The organism is Enterobacter cloacae complex sp. OE43NF (assembly GCF_023544405.1).
GTDB classification, from domain to species: Bacteria; Pseudomonadota; Gammaproteobacteria; order Enterobacterales; family Enterobacteriaceae; genus Enterobacter; species Enterobacter cloacae.
Genome location: NZ_JAMJFW010000014.1, coordinates 22,858 through 37,779, shown reverse-complemented (window position 1 = coordinate 37,779; position 14,922 = coordinate 22,858). Strand labels below are relative to the sequence as shown.

The window sequence follows — 14,922 nt, the reverse complement described above, 5'->3', positions numbered from 1 at the left end:
TTATCAACGGCGACGCTGCCAGAGCCATAATCCGGTAATCGCCAGCGCAAACAGCGCACCGAATCCTACGCCAATCCCCACCACCGGCACACCGACTTTAACGGCCAGCGAATAGAGCCCCAGCATTAACAGCATCGCCAGGTTTTCACCGAGATTTTGCACTGCAATGGCATTCCCTGCGCCGACGGTCTGCTTGCCGCGTTCCTGCAACAGCGCATTGAGCGGCACAACGAAAAAGCCCCCCAGAATACCAATCAGGACAAGCAGCGCGTAGGCGGGTAGCAAGGCGTGCTGCAGCGAGAAGATAAGCACCACCACGCCAATCAGGATCCCCGCAGGCATGCAGCGTGCAACGGTCTCAAGCGTCACCAGCTTCGCCGCCGCGCCAGCCCCAACGACAATCCCAATCGCCACCATTGCGTTAAGATAAGTCGGTGTCGCATTGTCAGTAATCCCCAGCGCCACCGGCACCCACAGCACCAGCAGAAAACGCAGCGTGACGCCTGCGCCCCAGAACATGCTGGTGCCCATCAGGGAGAAGCGCGTTTCACCGTTACACCACAGTACGCGGCAGGCGTTGAAGAAACTGCCTGTCATAGGCGTAAAGCGCCAGGATTGCCCCGGGCGTGCCACCGGCAATTTTGGAATAAACAGGTTGGCTACCACCGCCCCGCCATACACCACTGCACACACGCTCAGCGCCGCCAGCACATGCCAGTCCGCCAGCACGCCCCCTGCGACAGAACCGAGCAGGATCGCCGCAATGGTAGAGGACTCCATCAGCCCGTTGGCTTTCACCAGCTTATCGCCGGTCGTGAGTTCCCCCAGGATGCCATACTTCGCCGGGGAGTACGCCGCTGCGCCAATGCCCACCAGCGTGTAGCCGATAAACGGGTTGATACCAAAACAAATACTGGCGGCGCCCAGCAGTTTAAGGCCGTTCGCAAACATCATCACCCGGCCTTTCGGGAAGCTGTCCGCCACCTGCCCAACAAACGGAGCAAAAATAATGTAAGCACCCACAAACACCATCTGCAGAATGGGCTGGCTCCAGTCCGGATAAAACTCGGCCTTCAGCAATGCCAGGGTGGCAAACAGTAACGCATTGTCACCAAAGGCAGAGAGAAACTGGGCGGCAATGACCGCCATCATGCCCTTCGACCAGAGGGAAGTGTTAGTGTGTACTGACTCACGCATTTTGCTGTTCCGCCTCGTCAACCATACCCTTCAGGGTCACGAAATCGGGCTTACCGCTGCCCAGCACCGGAAGCTGCTTCAGGTAACGAATATCGCGCGGTACCGCCAGCTCAGGAATGCCATGTTCACGCGCATGCTGTAGCAACCGGTCGCGTTTTAGTTCGCTGTCGGTGGTGAACAACACCAGTGCTTCGCCTTTGCTGGCATCGCTCTTCACAACCGTAGCATGCAGCTTGTCAGCGGATACCGCTGTCGCCAGCTGCTCAACCATCTCCAGCGAGACCATCTCACCCGCAATTTTGGCGAAGCGTTTTGCCCGGCCCTGGATTTGCACGAAGCCCTGTTCATCGAAACGGACAATATCTCCGGTGTCATACCAACCCGTCTCATTCTCGCCATTGACGTTTTCCGCCGTCGGCACTTCCAGCACGCCCGGATTTTCCACGCGCAGATAACCGTTCATCACGTTTGGCCCCTTGAGTTGCAGACGGCCACCGTCCTCAATGCCAGGTACCGCCAGCAGACGCGCATCCATTCCCGGCAAAATACGGCCCACCGTCCCCGGCTTCGCCGCCATCGGCACGTTGATCGAGACCACCGGCGCGCATTCGGTAACGCCATAGCCTTCAAGAATGCGCAGACCAAACTTGTCCTGCCAAATCTGGCGCGTGCTCTCCTGCAGTTTTTCCGCCCCGGCCACCACATAGCGCACGCGGTAAAAGTCATACGGATTGGCAAAGCGCGCGTAATTACCGAGGAAGGTTGAGGTGCCAAACAGCACGGTGCAGTTACGGTCATACACCAGCTCCGGCACAATGCGATAATGGAGCGGGCTTGGGTAAAGGAACACTTCGGCACCGGTCAACAGCGGGGTAAAAAGCCCCACCGTCAGGCCAAAGGAGTGGAACAGCGGCAGCGCCGACATGAACCGGTCATTGGCGGTAAAGTCAGCAATACTTTTAATCTGCTCCACGTTTGCCAGAATGCTCTTGTGACTGTGAACCACCCCTTTCGGGTTTCCCTCTGAGCCAGAGGTAAAGAGGATAATGGCGTCATCTTCCGGCTGCTGTTTGACCTGGGCCAGACGCGGCATCAGCAGGTGAGCGAAAATCCACAGCTTGTCACCCGTCGTCACGTCTGCTTTCAGATCTTCCAGGAAGACCCAGCGTACCTGCGTCAGCTGCTCCGGCAGGTGCCACAGCTTGCCTTTGTCGAGGAACTGGCGCGAGGTGAAAACGGTATTGATTTGAGCCGCGGTGATGGCGCTGGTCAGCCCTTTTACGCCCGCCGTGTAGTTCATCATCGCCGGGATACGGCCCCGGGAAACCGCACCAAAAATCACCGCCGCGCTGATCCCGGCGTTAGGCAGCATCAGGCCAATCTTCTCGCCTTTCTGGCTGTATTTCTCAAGGATACGTCCCACGAACAGGGTTTTGGTCAGCAGCTTGCGATAGGTGTCCGGGGTGAAGTTAATGTCTTCAATGCAGTTTTTCTTCGCGCCATAGCGGTACTGCGCCGACAGCAGAGATTCATAGAGCGTTTCGCGCGGGCGGACGGCCATCCGCGCTTCCATCATGATCTGGTGCAGCATTTCACCGGCGATTTTACGGCGGTCGCGCGCACGCGGCGCGTCGGGCATCGGTAATGAGGTTGGCGGCAGAATATGCAGGGTAATTTTCGGGAACAGGCGCTGCTTCACTAACCCTTTCAGACGGCTGAAATGGGTGAGCTCCGCCCCTTCAATACGAAGTGGCACAACGGTCGCTTTTGACTTCGCCGCCACAAACCCTGCCCCGTCGTAGATTTTCATCAGCGAGCCGGTGACCGAGATCCGCCCTTCCGGGAAAATCACCACCGGACGTCCCTGCTCAACCAGACGTACCAGATGTTTAATCATCATCGGTTTTGTCGGGTCGAGCGGCACAAAATCAATCAGCGGGGTGAGCCAGCGCATGTACCACTGCTGACTAATAGAGGTATAGACCGCAAACACCGGGCGCACAGGCAGAAACAGCGCCAGCAGGATGCCGTCGATAAAGGAAACATGGTTTGGTGTGATAAGTACACGCTCGCCGCGGAGCGCCGTTGCATCGCCCGTTAAACGGACGCGAAAGAGGATACGGAACAGTGTGCGAAAGAACCCAAAAAGCATCTCAACTCCCTTTGCCAGCCAGTGTGAAGGGTTAGTAAATGGTGGCAGATTACACGAGAAGTGGTACAGGAGCGACAGCAAAAATAGAGGCGAAAAAAAACCTGCGCATCCGCGCAGGTTGGTGCAAGAGATGAGTACGAAACCGTACTAAGAAATCTCACCAATCAATACCTCTGGGATCTCAACTTTATCAATGTCGTCTTCTTTCCCGCTATCGGACAATCGCAACAGCCTGAGGCAAAGTGTAACTAAAGGTTCAGATTGACATTATTCCGACATGTCTGGCCGTGTAACGATTACACCGCCGGGGTTGTGCTGCGTCACGTTTGTGGAGAGGGAAAGTGCGCCCCCCTTGAATGCACGGCGCTTTTCCGCAACACTTATTGGCGTGTAAACGCTTACCCCCACTAAGAAGGTAATGAATGGCGACAATAAAGGATGTGGCCCGTCTGGCAGGTGTTTCCGTCGCGACCGTGTCGCGCGTGATCAACGACTCCCCAAAAGCCAGTGACGCATCACGCCAGGCGGTGCAAAACGCCATGGAATCTTTGAACTACCATCCTAATGCTAACGCCCGTGCGCTCGCTCAACAGTCAACCGAAACCATCGGGCTGGTTGTGGGTGATGTCTCTGACCCCTTTTTCGGCGCCATGGTGAAAGCGGTTGAGCAGGTTTCTTATCAGACCGGGAATTTTTTGCTGATCGGCAATGGCTATCACAATGAACAAAAAGAACGCCAGGCTATCGAGCAACTGATCCGCCACCGCTGCGCGGCGCTGGTTGTCCATGCCAAAATGATCCCCGACGCCGAACTCATTCATCTGATGAAGCAGATCCCCGGCATGGTGATCATCAACCGGATTATTCCCGGGTTTGAGAAACGCTGCGTGGCGCTCGACGACCGCTACGGTGCCTGGCTTGCCACCCGCCATCTGATTCAACAGGGTCACACCCGCATTGGTTATCTCTGCTCAAACCACCCCATTTCCGATGCCGAAGATCGCCTGCAGGGGTATTACGATGCCCTGCGCGAAAACGGTCTGCCGTGCAATGACCGGCTGGTGGCTTACGGTGAACCCGACGAGAGCGGCGGCGAACAGGCAATGACAGAGCTGTTAGGACGTGGAAGGAACTTCACCGCTGTCGCCAGCTATAACGACTCAATGGCAGCCGGAGCTATGGGGGTGTTAAATGACAACGGGATTGAGGTGCCGGGAGAAATTTCCCTTATTGGCTTCGATGATGTGCTGGTCTCCCGCTACGTGCGCCCTCGCCTGACCACCGTCCGCTACCCCATTATCACCATGGCCACGCAGGCGGCCGAGCTGGCGTTAGCACTCGCCGAGCAGCGTCAGCCACCGGAAATCACCCACCTGTTTAGTCCAACGTTAGTGCGCCGTCACTCTGTTGGGGCACCCGCCGAAGCCCCGGACGAATAGCGATAGAGATGTACCGTTTTGTCCGGGTACTCCAGCGCATCGCCGATATACTGCCAGCCGTAACGTTCGTAGAAGTCACGGCAGGCAGACCAGAGATGCAACGTGTCATACCCGGCCTGTGCGGCATAGTGGATAACATGCTTTTGCAGCAGCCCCGCCAGCCCCTTGCCTCGCGCCGCGTCATCCACATACAGGGCTGCCAGCCAGGGGCAAAGATCCTGTCGGGTGATCAGATCGCAGCGCCAGAGCCCTACGGTGCCTACAAGCTGTTCGTTCTCCAGGGCAATAAAGGTCAGCGGTAATGCGCCCGGCGTCTGACTGTGCTCAACAATACTGTGGAAAAACGCCCGGGGCAGACCGTCGCCAAAGGCCTGCCAGATCCAGTCGGTCACCTGCTCCGCATACTGCGGTGCGGCGTAGAGCGGCAGAATAGTCATACCAGCTTCCCCTGGAAAATAGGCACAGATTCAAAGAGATAGCCGTCAAAGTCCGGCGCGTCTTCGTCTGAGAGTTCAAGTAAGCTTTTTTTCACGTTTTCCAGATGCTGGAACATTGCCTGCCAGGCGCCCATGACGTCACGGCGGCGCAGCGCGGCCAGGATGGTTTGCCGGTCACCCAGCCATTTCAGGCGGTACGCGCGGCTGGCGATGTGGCCATTAAACTGCTGCCACAGCGGACTGCTGTCCATGTGATGCCAGATACTCTCCACCGTCGCCAGCAGCATCTGATTTTGCGTCGCGCCCGCCAGGACCAGATGGAACATCTTATTGTTGTCCTGACTATTATCGTCGGCGGCAATCGCGCGTTGCTCCTGCTCGATAATACGGCGCAGATTGTCGATGTCTGCACGGGTCGCCATTTTGGCGGCAAACGCGGCAATATTGCTTTCGAGGAGCTGACGGGCCTGTAAAATCTCAAACGGCCCCACGTCGCTATTGAGAAAACGCTCTTCTTCGTTTTCATGCTCTTCGGGGATGCGCATCACATAAACACCGGAGCCCTGGCGAATATCCACCGTGCCCTGCAACTCCAGCATCAGTAAGGCCTCACGCACGATGGTGCGGCTTACGCCGTACTTCTCGGCAATATTGCGCTCAGGAGGAAGGCGCGAACCAACGGGATAGTGCCCCTGGATAATCTGCGCCCGTAAATCCTCGCCAATTTCCTGGTACTGTTTTTTTTCCGGCAGGATGACAGCCTTATCCACGTTTTCACCTGTTTTTTCAGTTAATGCGCAGACCGGGCGTCCTCCCGGCCAGTTTGTGCGCTATTTTACCAGAACCGGCATGCTTTTCGCCTACTTCCATTCATCATCAACCTGAAGCGTGAGCCTCCGCGTATCGCGTAGCTGCCGGAACCAGGAGGCTGATTTTTTTGCTCGTCTGGCACGCTGGTTATCCAGATCGATCTCAATCAACCCGTAGCGGTTTTTAAACGCGTTCATCGGCGAGACGTTGTCGGTAAATGCCCACAGCATATAGCCATGGCAGTTCGCCCCCTCCTCCCGCGCCAGCAGCGTGTAGTAGAGGTGTTCGCTGATGAAATCGATGCGGTAAGTGTCGTCGATAATCCCATCGCGATTGCGAAATTGCGCTTCGTTTTCCACTCCCATTCCGCTTTCCGCCACGAACCAGTCGATATTGCGATAGTCTTTTTTAATCCGCATCGCCATGTCGTAAATAATGCGCGGGTAGATCTCCCAGCCGCGGGAGCGGTTCATGCGCCGCCCCGGCAGTTCAAACGGCTCGTAGTAGTATGCCGGGTGGAATGGCGTGTCCGGATGCCAGGCGCGGGAAGGTGCCTTCACACGGTGCGGGTAGTAGAGGTTAATCCCCAGTTCGTCGACGGTGTTATCCGCAATCAGCGCCAACTCGTCCGCAGTGTACTCCCACTCAACCTGATGCTGCTCCAGCAGGGTAAAGAGCTCTGCGGGATAGCGCCCGTGTACCAGCGGGTCGAGGAAGACGCGGTTGTAGAACAGATCGTACATCTCAGCGGCCCGCAGGTCATGCGGGGCGCGGGAGCGGGGATAGGTCACCTCCGGGTTGAGAATACAGCCCACAGAACCGCGATAGCCTTTCTCGCGAAACAGCTTCACCACCTTTGCCGTCGCCAGCACCTTATGGTGATTCCACTGCATCCACGTGCCGGTGTTCTGCTCATACGGCCAACGCAGCGCGTCCAGATAGACGCGGGTCTGGACGACAATCGGCTCGTTGAAGGTAAACCAGCGGGTCACTTTACCGTGGTAGCGTGCAAAGACCTTTTCCGCATAGCGGACAAACAGCTCAACCACATGCTTTGACGCCCAGCCGCCGTAAGTATCCAGCAGCACGCCCGGCAGTTCGTAATGTTCGAGGCAGATCATCGGCTCAATGCCCTGACGGTGCATCTCATCGAACAGCGCGTCGTAGTAGGCAGCGTACTCTTCATCCACCGTCGCGTTTTCGTAGTCGGTTAAAAAGCGTGACCAGTTGATCGAGGTGCGGTAGTGCGTCAGCCCCGCCTGCTTCATCAGGGCCACATCCTCGCGAAAACGGTTGATAAAATCGGTCGCCACCGCCGGGCCATAGCCGTTGTGCCAGACGTGACGGTCATTCTTGTACCAGAGATCGATCCATGAATCCTGCCCCGGCTTTTTACCGCTCCAGCCTTCTGTCTGCCAGGCCGATGCGGCCGCGCCGAGAATAAAATCCTGCGGTATGGCTATCTGTTTTGTGCTCATCGCATCCTCACGGGTTGTCAGTGGCCTGCTGCAGCGCGGCCTGCTCTGCGCGGCGTGAAGCGATTTTCACAAACGGCAGATAGATAATGACGGCAGTCACAATGCAGATGAGCTGGGTGATCACCGCCCCCATCGAACCTGCCGTAGAGAGCCAGGCGTTGATCAGCGGCGGCGTCGTCCACGGCACCATCACCACCGCTTTACCGGCAAACCCGGTCACGGTGGCGAAGTAGCCGATGGAGCCCGTCACCAGTGGAGTGATAATGAAGGGAATGGCGAGGATCGGGTTAAGCATGATTGGCATACCGAAGATCACCGGCTCGTTGATATTAAAAATCCCCGGGCCGATGGAAAGCTTGGCGATCTCTTTCATCTCTTTGCGTTTGGTGGCAATCATCACCGCGATCAGCAGGCCGATAGTCAGGCCCGAACCGCCGATGCTCATATATACATCCCAGAACGGCATGGTGATGATGTTCGGCACCTCTTTACCCTGCTCAAACGCGCTCATGTTGACGGTGATCGCCCCCAGCAGCAGCGGCTCGCGGATCGGCTTGATCATCTGGTTGCCGTGGATACCAATCACCCAGAAAAGCTGTGCAACGAACATCAGCAGCAGGATCCCAGGCAGACTTTGCACCACCCGCTCCAGCGGCTGTTGCACCACCTGATACACCGCGTCGTAGAGATACATCCCGGTGATCTGATGAAACACAAACCCCAGCGTGGCAATGGCAGTGGTGGTAATAATCGCCGGGATCAGCGCGGAGAACGACGCGGCCACGTTAGGCGGCACGGTGTCCGGCATTCGGATCTTCAGCCCCGGGCGGTTCTCCAGCCAGCAGTAGATTTCAACGGACAGAATGGCGATAAACATGCCGAGGAACAGGCTGCGGGTATCTGAGAACTGGCGCAGCAGCACGTCTTTCACCACGTGCATTTCGCCATCCACCAGCATCTCCACGGTGGTGGGCGTCACGCAAATAAAGCAAATCACCGCCAGCAGCCCCGGGAAAAGGGATTTGATACCGTTGATGCGCCCCAGCTCAATGCCAATCAGGAATACCGCGCCAATGTTGAGGAAGTTCAGCGTAGCGTAATTCAGCGCGCTGGTGATCGGCTTTAGCGCGGCGAGGAACGACAGCGACGAGAAGCTCGCCAGGCCGTTTTTCGGATCCAGCACCATATTGGAGATCAGCACAGAGAACGCCCCAACGATGATGACCGGCATTAAGGTAATGAAGGCTGACTTGATCGCCATGATATAGCGATAACTGTTGAATTTAGTGGCGAAACTGCCCAGAGCGTCGATCAGTTTTTCCTGCAATGCCATAGGGTATTACCTCAGTAAAAGGGCTTTTATTGAATAAGGTGTACAGCCGGATACTATTGGCATACCAAAAATAGCTTTATGAGGGTAATGGTTCTGTGATTAAGCTCTCAACACCACCAGCGGTATTCCAGATCGTGATTTATGACCAATTTGGTATACCAATTGCAGCAATTTCTTCGGTTCTGACAGATCGTTACTGAAAAGCGTGATCGTGATGGGCGTTTTGCCCTTCCCGCGTCGCTTATGCGCCGGATGGTCTGTGTTAAACTGCAGATCGTTACGTGGAATCAGGAATGTCTAATGGCAACAATGCTGGATGTCTCACTGCGCGCAGGTGTATCAAAAGCCACGGTATCGCGCGTGCTGAACGGCACAGGTCAGGTCAAAGAGAGCACGCGTCAGCAGGTGTTCGCGGCAATGGAAGAGCTGGGGTATCGCCCGAATTTTCTCGCGCGTTCGCTGGCTAACCAGACCAGCAACAGCATTGGTCTGGTGGTCTCGACCTTCGATGGCTTTTACTTTGGCCGCCTCCTTCAGCAGGCCTCCCGGCAGACCGAAACGCACGGGAAGCAGCTGATCGTCACCGATGGTCATGACGCGCCGGAACAGGAAGAACAGGCGGTACAGATGCTGGCCGATCGCAAGTGTGACGCCATTGTGCTCTACACGCGCTACATGAGCGAAAAAGCGATCATGAAGTTGATCCACTCCGTGCAAACCCCGCTGGTGGTCATCAACCGGGAAGTCAGCCAGGCTCCCGATCGCTGCGTCTTCTTCGAACAGCAGGATGCCGCCTTTAAGGCCGTGGATTACCTGATAAACCAGGGCCACCGGGAGATCGCCTGTATTACCGTCCCTATCCACACCCCTACCGGTAAAGCCCGCCTGATGGGCTACCGTAAAGCGCTGGAAAAGCACGGCATTCGTCTGGATGAACGGCGGATTAAGTACGGCGATGCGGGCATGACGCGGGGGTATGAGCTATGCAGGGAGTTGATTGCCGACGGTGTGCCGTTTAGCGCCCTGTTTGCCTGTAACGATGATATGGCGCTGGGAGCCTCCAAAGCCTTGCACCAGGCAGGGCTGAAGATCCCGCAGGATATTTCACTGTTTGGCTTTGACGATGCGCCCAGCGCAAAATGGCTCGAGCCTGCGCTCTCATCGGTCTATCTGCCGATAGATAATATGATTGTCACGGCCATCGACCAGGCGATCCGGCTGGCAAAAAACCAGCCGGTAGAAGCGATCCCGCCGTTTACCGGTACGCTGGTACTACGCGACTCGGTAACCAAGGGGCCATATTTTACTCAGACGAGTTCCAGCGCCAGCAGCTCCTGAATGGTCTGGCGGCGACGGATCAGCCGCGCCTTGCCGTTATCAAACAGCACTTCCGGCAGCAGCGGGCGGCTATTGTAGTTAGAAGACATCGACGCCCCATAAGCGCCGGTATCGTGCAGCACCAGATAATCCCCGGGTTTCACCTCCGGCAGCGCGCGGGTTTCTACTTTACCCCCTTCCTGCTGGGTAAAGACATCGCCCGATTCACACAGCGGGCCTGCGACAACCGTATCAATACGTGGGGCATCGGTTAAATCGCGGCCATCGGCGGCGAGCGCTGAAATATGGTGGTAGCTGCCATACATGGACGGACGCATCAGGTCATTAAAGCCCGCATCAATCAGCACGAAGTGTCGCGATCCCATCTCTTTCACGCTACGCACCTGAGCAACCAGCACGCCAGATTCCGCCACCAGGAAACGACCCGGTTCAATTTCGAGCTTCACCGGATGCCCCACATGCGCGGCAACTTTGTCGCGGGCGGCGCTCCACAGGCCGTAATAGTGATCGGTATCGATCGCCTCTTCCCCTTCACGATAAGGAATCGAAAGGCCGCCACCGGCGGAGATCGCCTCCAGATCCTGCCCAAAGTCGATAACCTGACGCACCATCGCGCCGCACACCTGTTCCAGGTGACCGTAATCCACGCCCGAACCAATGTGCATATGAATGCCCACCAGCTTCAGGTTGTAACGCTGTAATACCTCAAGGGCGGCGGGCATATCGGCATACCAGATGCCGTGTTTACTGTTTTCACCGCCAGTGTTGGTTTTCTGGCTGTGACCATGGCCAAAACCGGGGTTCACACGTAGCCAGACGCGGTGGCCGGGAGAAACCTGTCCAAGCTGTTCCAGCATATCCACAGACCCGGCATTAACCGGGATCTGCAGTTCATGCACGCGGGCAAGCGTCGCGTCGTCGATCAGATCCGCAGTAAAGACAATTGCGTCAGGATCGGTTTTAGGATCGAAGCCAGCCGCCAGCGCGCGCTCGATTTCACCCAGCGACACGGAGTCAACCTTCACGCCCTGCTCGCGCATCAGGCGCAGGATATGGATATTGGAGCACGCCTTCTGGGCAAAACGCACCACGTCAAACTGATGCAGCGCGGCAATCTTCTCGCGAACGATTTGCGCATCGTAGACCCATACCGGGCAGCCAAACTCGGCAGGCAGGCGCAGCAGGTTGTCGGCATTTAAATCGGTGTCAGTCTGGTTAAGCGGGCGTGGCATGGTCTTCTCCGGGTGGTCATCTTTTTTATGATTACGCCACAGCAGAAAGAGAATAAAAAATATCGTTTTATCGCGAGTCTATGCAAAAATGATATGGACAGTCCTTCGCTTTCAGGTGCCCTATGCCCGCCGTCAACTTACGCCATATTGAGATTTTTCACGCCGTGATGACCGCCGGCAACCTCACCGAAGCCGCGCAGATGCTGCACACCTCGCAGCCTACGGTAAGCCGCGAGCTGGCACGGTTCGAGAAAGTGCTGGGACTGAAACTGTTTGAACGCACCCGGGGCCGGCTGCACCCAACGGTACAAGGGCTGCGTCTGTTCGAGGAAGTGCAGCGCTCGTGGTATGGGCTGGACAGAATTGTCAGTGCGGCGGAAAGCCTGCGCGAGTTTCGTCAGGGCGAACTGTCGATTGTCTGCCTGCCCGTCTTTTCACAATCCTTTTTACCGACGCTGCTGCAGCCTTTTCTGGCCCGTTATCCAGAGGTCAGTCTCACTATCGTGCCGCAGGAATCTCCGCTGCTGGAAGAGTGGCTTTCAGCGCAGCGTCACGACCTGGGGTTAACCGAAACCCTCACTACCCCAGCAGGTACAGAGCGCACGGAACTGCTCACGCTGGATGAGGTTTGCGTGCTTCCTGCCGGGCACCGGCTTGCCAGTAAAGCAATACTGACCCCCGCTGATTTCCACGGGGAAAATTACATTAGCCTGTCGCAGACCGACAGCTATCGACAGCTGCTGGACACGCTGTTTGCCGAACATCAGGTAAAACGCCGGATGGTGGTGGAAACGCACAGCGCGGCCTCGATATGCGCGATGGTACGTGCCGGGGTAGGCGTAGCCGTGGTTAACCCGCTTACAGCGCTGGACTACGCCGGGAGCGAGATTGTGATTCGCCCGTTTAGCCTCTCCGTCCCGTTTACCGTCAGCCTGATCCGCCCCCTGCATCGCCCGGCGTCGGCACTGGTAGATGCCTTTACCGGGCATTTGATTGAGCATGCGCGTGAGGTGGCGCTTCGCTTACCTGACCGGCAAAATCCGTTATGACAGCATAAACTCCACCGCATCAGCAGCGTGAATGGCGGCAGTGTCGAATACCGGGATCGGGCTTCGCTCAGCCGGTACCAGCAGGCCGATCTCGGTACAGCCGAAGATCACCCCTTCTGCCCCCTGCCGGGCAAGTTGTTCAATCACGCTGACGTAATACGTCCGGGAAGACTCACTGAAGGTGCCGAGGCAAAGCTCATCAAAAATAATCTGATTAATGCGCGCCCGGTCGGCGTCATCCGGGATCAGGCTTTCGATACCAAACTCACTGCTCAACCGGCCACGGTAAAAATCCTGCTCCATGGTGTAGCGCGTTCCCAGCAGCGCCACGCGACGCATCCCCGCCGCGCCAATCGCGCGCCCTGTTGCATCCGCAATATGCAAAAACGGCAGCGGGCAACGCGCTTCAATGTGCGAAGCGACTTTATGCATCGTGTTGGTACAGAGCAAAATCCCTTCGGCACCGGCACGCTGAAGCCCGAGTGCCGCCTGCGCCAGTATCTCTCCGGCTTTGTCCCATTCACCGCTCGACTGGCACGCTTCAATCTCATGGAAGTCCACGCTGTGCAGCAGCAGACTGGCAGAATGCAGTCCCCCGAGGCGCTGCTTCACCCCTTCATTAATTAAACGATAGTAGGGAATGGTCGATTCCCAGCTCATGCCACCCAGCAGGCCGATTGTTTTCATTATCCCTCCTTCTCTGTTTATCTCAGTGAAGCAAACTTGTGATCGCGTTTCCAGTTCTTTGTCGCGCCGTTTCTTTTTAAAAAGAGGTGATATAAATTAAATGAAACAATATTTCATTTTATGATGAGGGAAGGCATGTTTATTTTCCACAACGAGACCACGCTTGACGATCTGGGTAACGGCGTAACCCGTCGGATCCTGGCCCACAGCGGTAAGATGATGGCGGTTGAAGTGAATTTCGCCCAGGGCGCTATTGGCCCGATGCATAGCCATCCGCATGAACAGCTAACCTATGTGCTGTCCGGTGAGTTCGAATTCACCATTGGTGAAGAGAGGCATATTGTCAGGGCCGGCGATACGCTCTACAAAGCGCCACACGTCATGCACGGCTGCGTATGTCTTCAACCCGGCACCCTGCTGGATACCTTTACCCCCGTACGGGAAGATTTTCTACAATAAAAAAGGGCGCTGATTTCAGCGCCCTTTTTCTCTGCGTCAGTTATTCCGCTACCGGCTCTGGCAGCGGGTTACGGCTAAGCATTGCTTCACGAAGCAATACGCTACCGCAGGCGAACAGCCCACCCAGGATCCCCGCCAGCATGACAATCAACGCTTTCCCCGGGCCATCTTTTTTCACCGGCATGGAAGGCGAAAGCTGATACTTGAAGGGCTCCAGTTTAACGTCTTCAACGGAGAGTTTTTTCAGCTGCGCCAGATAATATTCACGGTTCTGGAAGTCTGCATTCAGCTCAGACACATCCTTAAGATTTTTCTCAATCTGCAATTTCTGCGCGATACCGTCAGCGCCGAGGGCAACGGAGTAATCCGGATCGTCTTTTACGGCCTGTCCGTTGCTGTAGACAGGTTTCTTAATGCCCGCCGCGTTAGCCACTTCCAGCGAATAGTTAAGACGCTGCAGATTGGTGTTGTGAATATTGGTCAGACGCACCCGATCCAGATCCAGCTGCTGCTCTACCACCTTCGTTTTCAGGGCGAGCTGGTTACGGATATTCAGCATGATCTCTTGCTCGACAATCGCGGCAATATACTTGATATACCCTTCCAGAACGGTTTGCGCATCTCCCGCCGTGGGGGCGGTGAAGCTGAGCGTCCAGGAGACGTAAGGCGCTTTATCCGCGTCTTTTACCTGAGTGTTATCAATCGCTTTCATCTTCTCAGAGATATTGACCACCGCACGATGCAGCTCCAGCGGATCCACGTTTGTCCCCTCAAGCTGTGACATAACGTAAGGGGAGGATTTCATATACTCTTCAAGCAATGACTGCGACTGAAACTTTTTGATAAACAGTCCAAACACTTCATCACGGGACACTTTTACGTCCACATCCAGAACCTGGAGTGCCACCATCATCTGGCGCAGCGGGTTCCACTGCGTCTGTTCGGCAGGCGTGATCACCGCTTTACTGGTCCATTTCTGCGGCAGTAAAAAGGCAATCGCCAGTCCGGCCAGCGCAAACGCGAACGCAATTGCGATGATGCGTTTTTTGGCGGCAAGCAGGATGTCTAACAGCCCCAAAAGGTCGATTTCTTTAGTGCTGACAGCCGGGGTGGCATAAGAAGGAAAATCGAGGTCCGTGTTTTTTTTGAAATCCATCGCTGACATAGACGTTCTTCTGTTAAGAGTGCAGGTAATTTCTGCCTCGTGAGTTCAAGTGGTCCGATGATACAAGAAAGTAAGAATAATCTGAACGCGATATTGATCTATCTGTGTACTGGCTATCAAAGTTGGTAGTTAGTACCTTTCCGGTA

At 56.0% G+C, this 14,922-nt stretch carries 13 protein-coding genes; 4 read left to right on the top strand and 9 right to left on the bottom strand.

The window, feature by feature from the left end; genetic code table 11:
- Positions 1-3: 3 nt before the first annotated feature.
- Complete coding sequence (gene lplT, locus M8370_RS08870) at positions 4-1,197, bottom strand: lysophospholipid transporter LplT (RefSeq protein WP_250020779.1); 1,194 nt, start codon at positions 1,195-1,197, stop codon at positions 4-6.
- Positions 1,190-3,349, bottom strand: coding sequence for a bifunctional acyl-ACP--phospholipid O-acyltransferase/long-chain-fatty-acid--ACP ligase (gene aas / locus M8370_RS08865; RefSeq protein WP_129327566.1), 2,160 nt, complete (start codon positions 3,347-3,349; stop codon positions 1,190-1,192). The genes lplT and aas overlap by 8 nt, the downstream gene beginning before the upstream one ends.
- Before the next feature lie 422 nt (positions 3,350-3,771).
- Here aas and galR point away from each other — a divergent pair, with 422 nt between their 5' ends.
- Complete coding sequence (gene galR, locus M8370_RS08860) at positions 3,772-4,788, top strand: HTH-type transcriptional regulator GalR (protein ID WP_013098559.1); 1,017 nt, start codon at positions 3,772-3,774, stop codon at positions 4,786-4,788.
- Here the strand turns inward: galR and M8370_RS08855 are convergent.
- From M8370_RS08855 to M8370_RS08840, 4 genes are all read right to left on the bottom strand, one after another.
- Entirely contained in the window at positions 4,749-5,225 is a 477-nt protein-coding gene (locus M8370_RS08855) for a GNAT family N-acetyltransferase (RefSeq protein ID WP_040021659.1), read from the bottom strand. The two genes, galR and M8370_RS08855, sit on opposite strands and share 40 nt — an antisense overlap.
- Positions 5,222-5,995, bottom strand: a complete 774-nt coding sequence (locus tag M8370_RS08850; RefSeq protein ID WP_013098561.1) for a GntR family transcriptional regulator — start codon at positions 5,993-5,995, stop codon at positions 5,222-5,224. The genes M8370_RS08855 and M8370_RS08850 overlap by 4 nt, the downstream gene beginning before the upstream one ends.
- A gap of 90 nt (positions 5,996-6,085) precedes the next feature.
- A complete protein-coding gene (locus tag M8370_RS08845) occupies positions 6,086-7,513 on the bottom strand; it encodes a glycoside hydrolase family 1 protein (protein WP_062730100.1) in 1,428 nt (475 codons plus the stop codon).
- 7 nt (positions 7,514-7,520) lie between these two features.
- Positions 7,521-8,846, bottom strand: coding sequence for a PTS sugar transporter subunit IIC (locus tag M8370_RS08840; RefSeq protein WP_013098563.1), 1,326 nt, complete (start codon positions 8,844-8,846; stop codon positions 7,521-7,523).
- 300 nt (positions 8,847-9,146) lie between these two features.
- Here M8370_RS08840 and M8370_RS08835 point away from each other — a divergent pair, with 300 nt between their 5' ends.
- The gene (locus tag M8370_RS08835; protein ID WP_038983866.1) at positions 9,147-10,184 is read left to right on the top strand and encodes a LacI family DNA-binding transcriptional regulator; all 1,038 of its coding nucleotides are present in this window, start codon (positions 9,147-9,149) and stop codon (positions 10,182-10,184) included.
- On the opposite strand, the gene lysA is transcribed toward M8370_RS08835, so the two are convergent.
- Positions 10,154-11,416 carry a diaminopimelate decarboxylase gene (gene lysA / locus M8370_RS08830; protein ID WP_040021662.1) on the bottom strand — a complete coding sequence of 421 codons (1,263 nt, stop codon included), beginning with the start codon at positions 11,414-11,416 and terminating at the stop codon, positions 10,154-10,156. The two genes, M8370_RS08835 and lysA, sit on opposite strands and share 31 nt — an antisense overlap.
- Positions 11,417-11,538: 122 nt before the next feature.
- On the opposite strand from lysA, the gene M8370_RS08825 reads away from it, so the two are divergent.
- A complete protein-coding gene (locus M8370_RS08825) occupies positions 11,539-12,465 on the top strand; it encodes a LysR family transcriptional regulator (RefSeq protein WP_250020778.1) in 927 nt (308 codons plus the stop codon).
- Here M8370_RS08825 and M8370_RS08820 read toward each other — a convergent pair.
- Complete coding sequence (locus tag M8370_RS08820; protein WP_020689349.1) at positions 12,460-13,152, bottom strand: aspartate/glutamate racemase; 693 nt, start codon at positions 13,150-13,152, stop codon at positions 12,460-12,462. The two genes, M8370_RS08825 and M8370_RS08820, sit on opposite strands and share 6 nt — an antisense overlap.
- A gap of 135 nt (positions 13,153-13,287) precedes the next feature.
- Here M8370_RS08820 and M8370_RS08815 point away from each other — a divergent pair, with 135 nt between their 5' ends.
- Positions 13,288-13,611 (top strand): cupin domain-containing protein, encoded by a 324-nt coding sequence (locus tag M8370_RS08815; protein ID WP_250020777.1) that lies wholly within the window; start codon positions 13,288-13,290, stop codon positions 13,609-13,611.
- A gap of 40 nt (positions 13,612-13,651) precedes the next feature.
- Here M8370_RS08815 and wzz(fepE) read toward each other — a convergent pair whose 3' ends face one another.
- On the bottom strand, positions 13,652-14,776 hold the full coding sequence (gene wzz(fepE) / locus M8370_RS08810; protein ID WP_013098569.1) for an LPS O-antigen length regulator Wzz(fepE): 1,125 nt from the start codon (positions 14,774-14,776) through the stop codon (positions 13,652-13,654).
- Between the last annotated feature and the right edge of the window lie 146 nt (positions 14,777-14,922).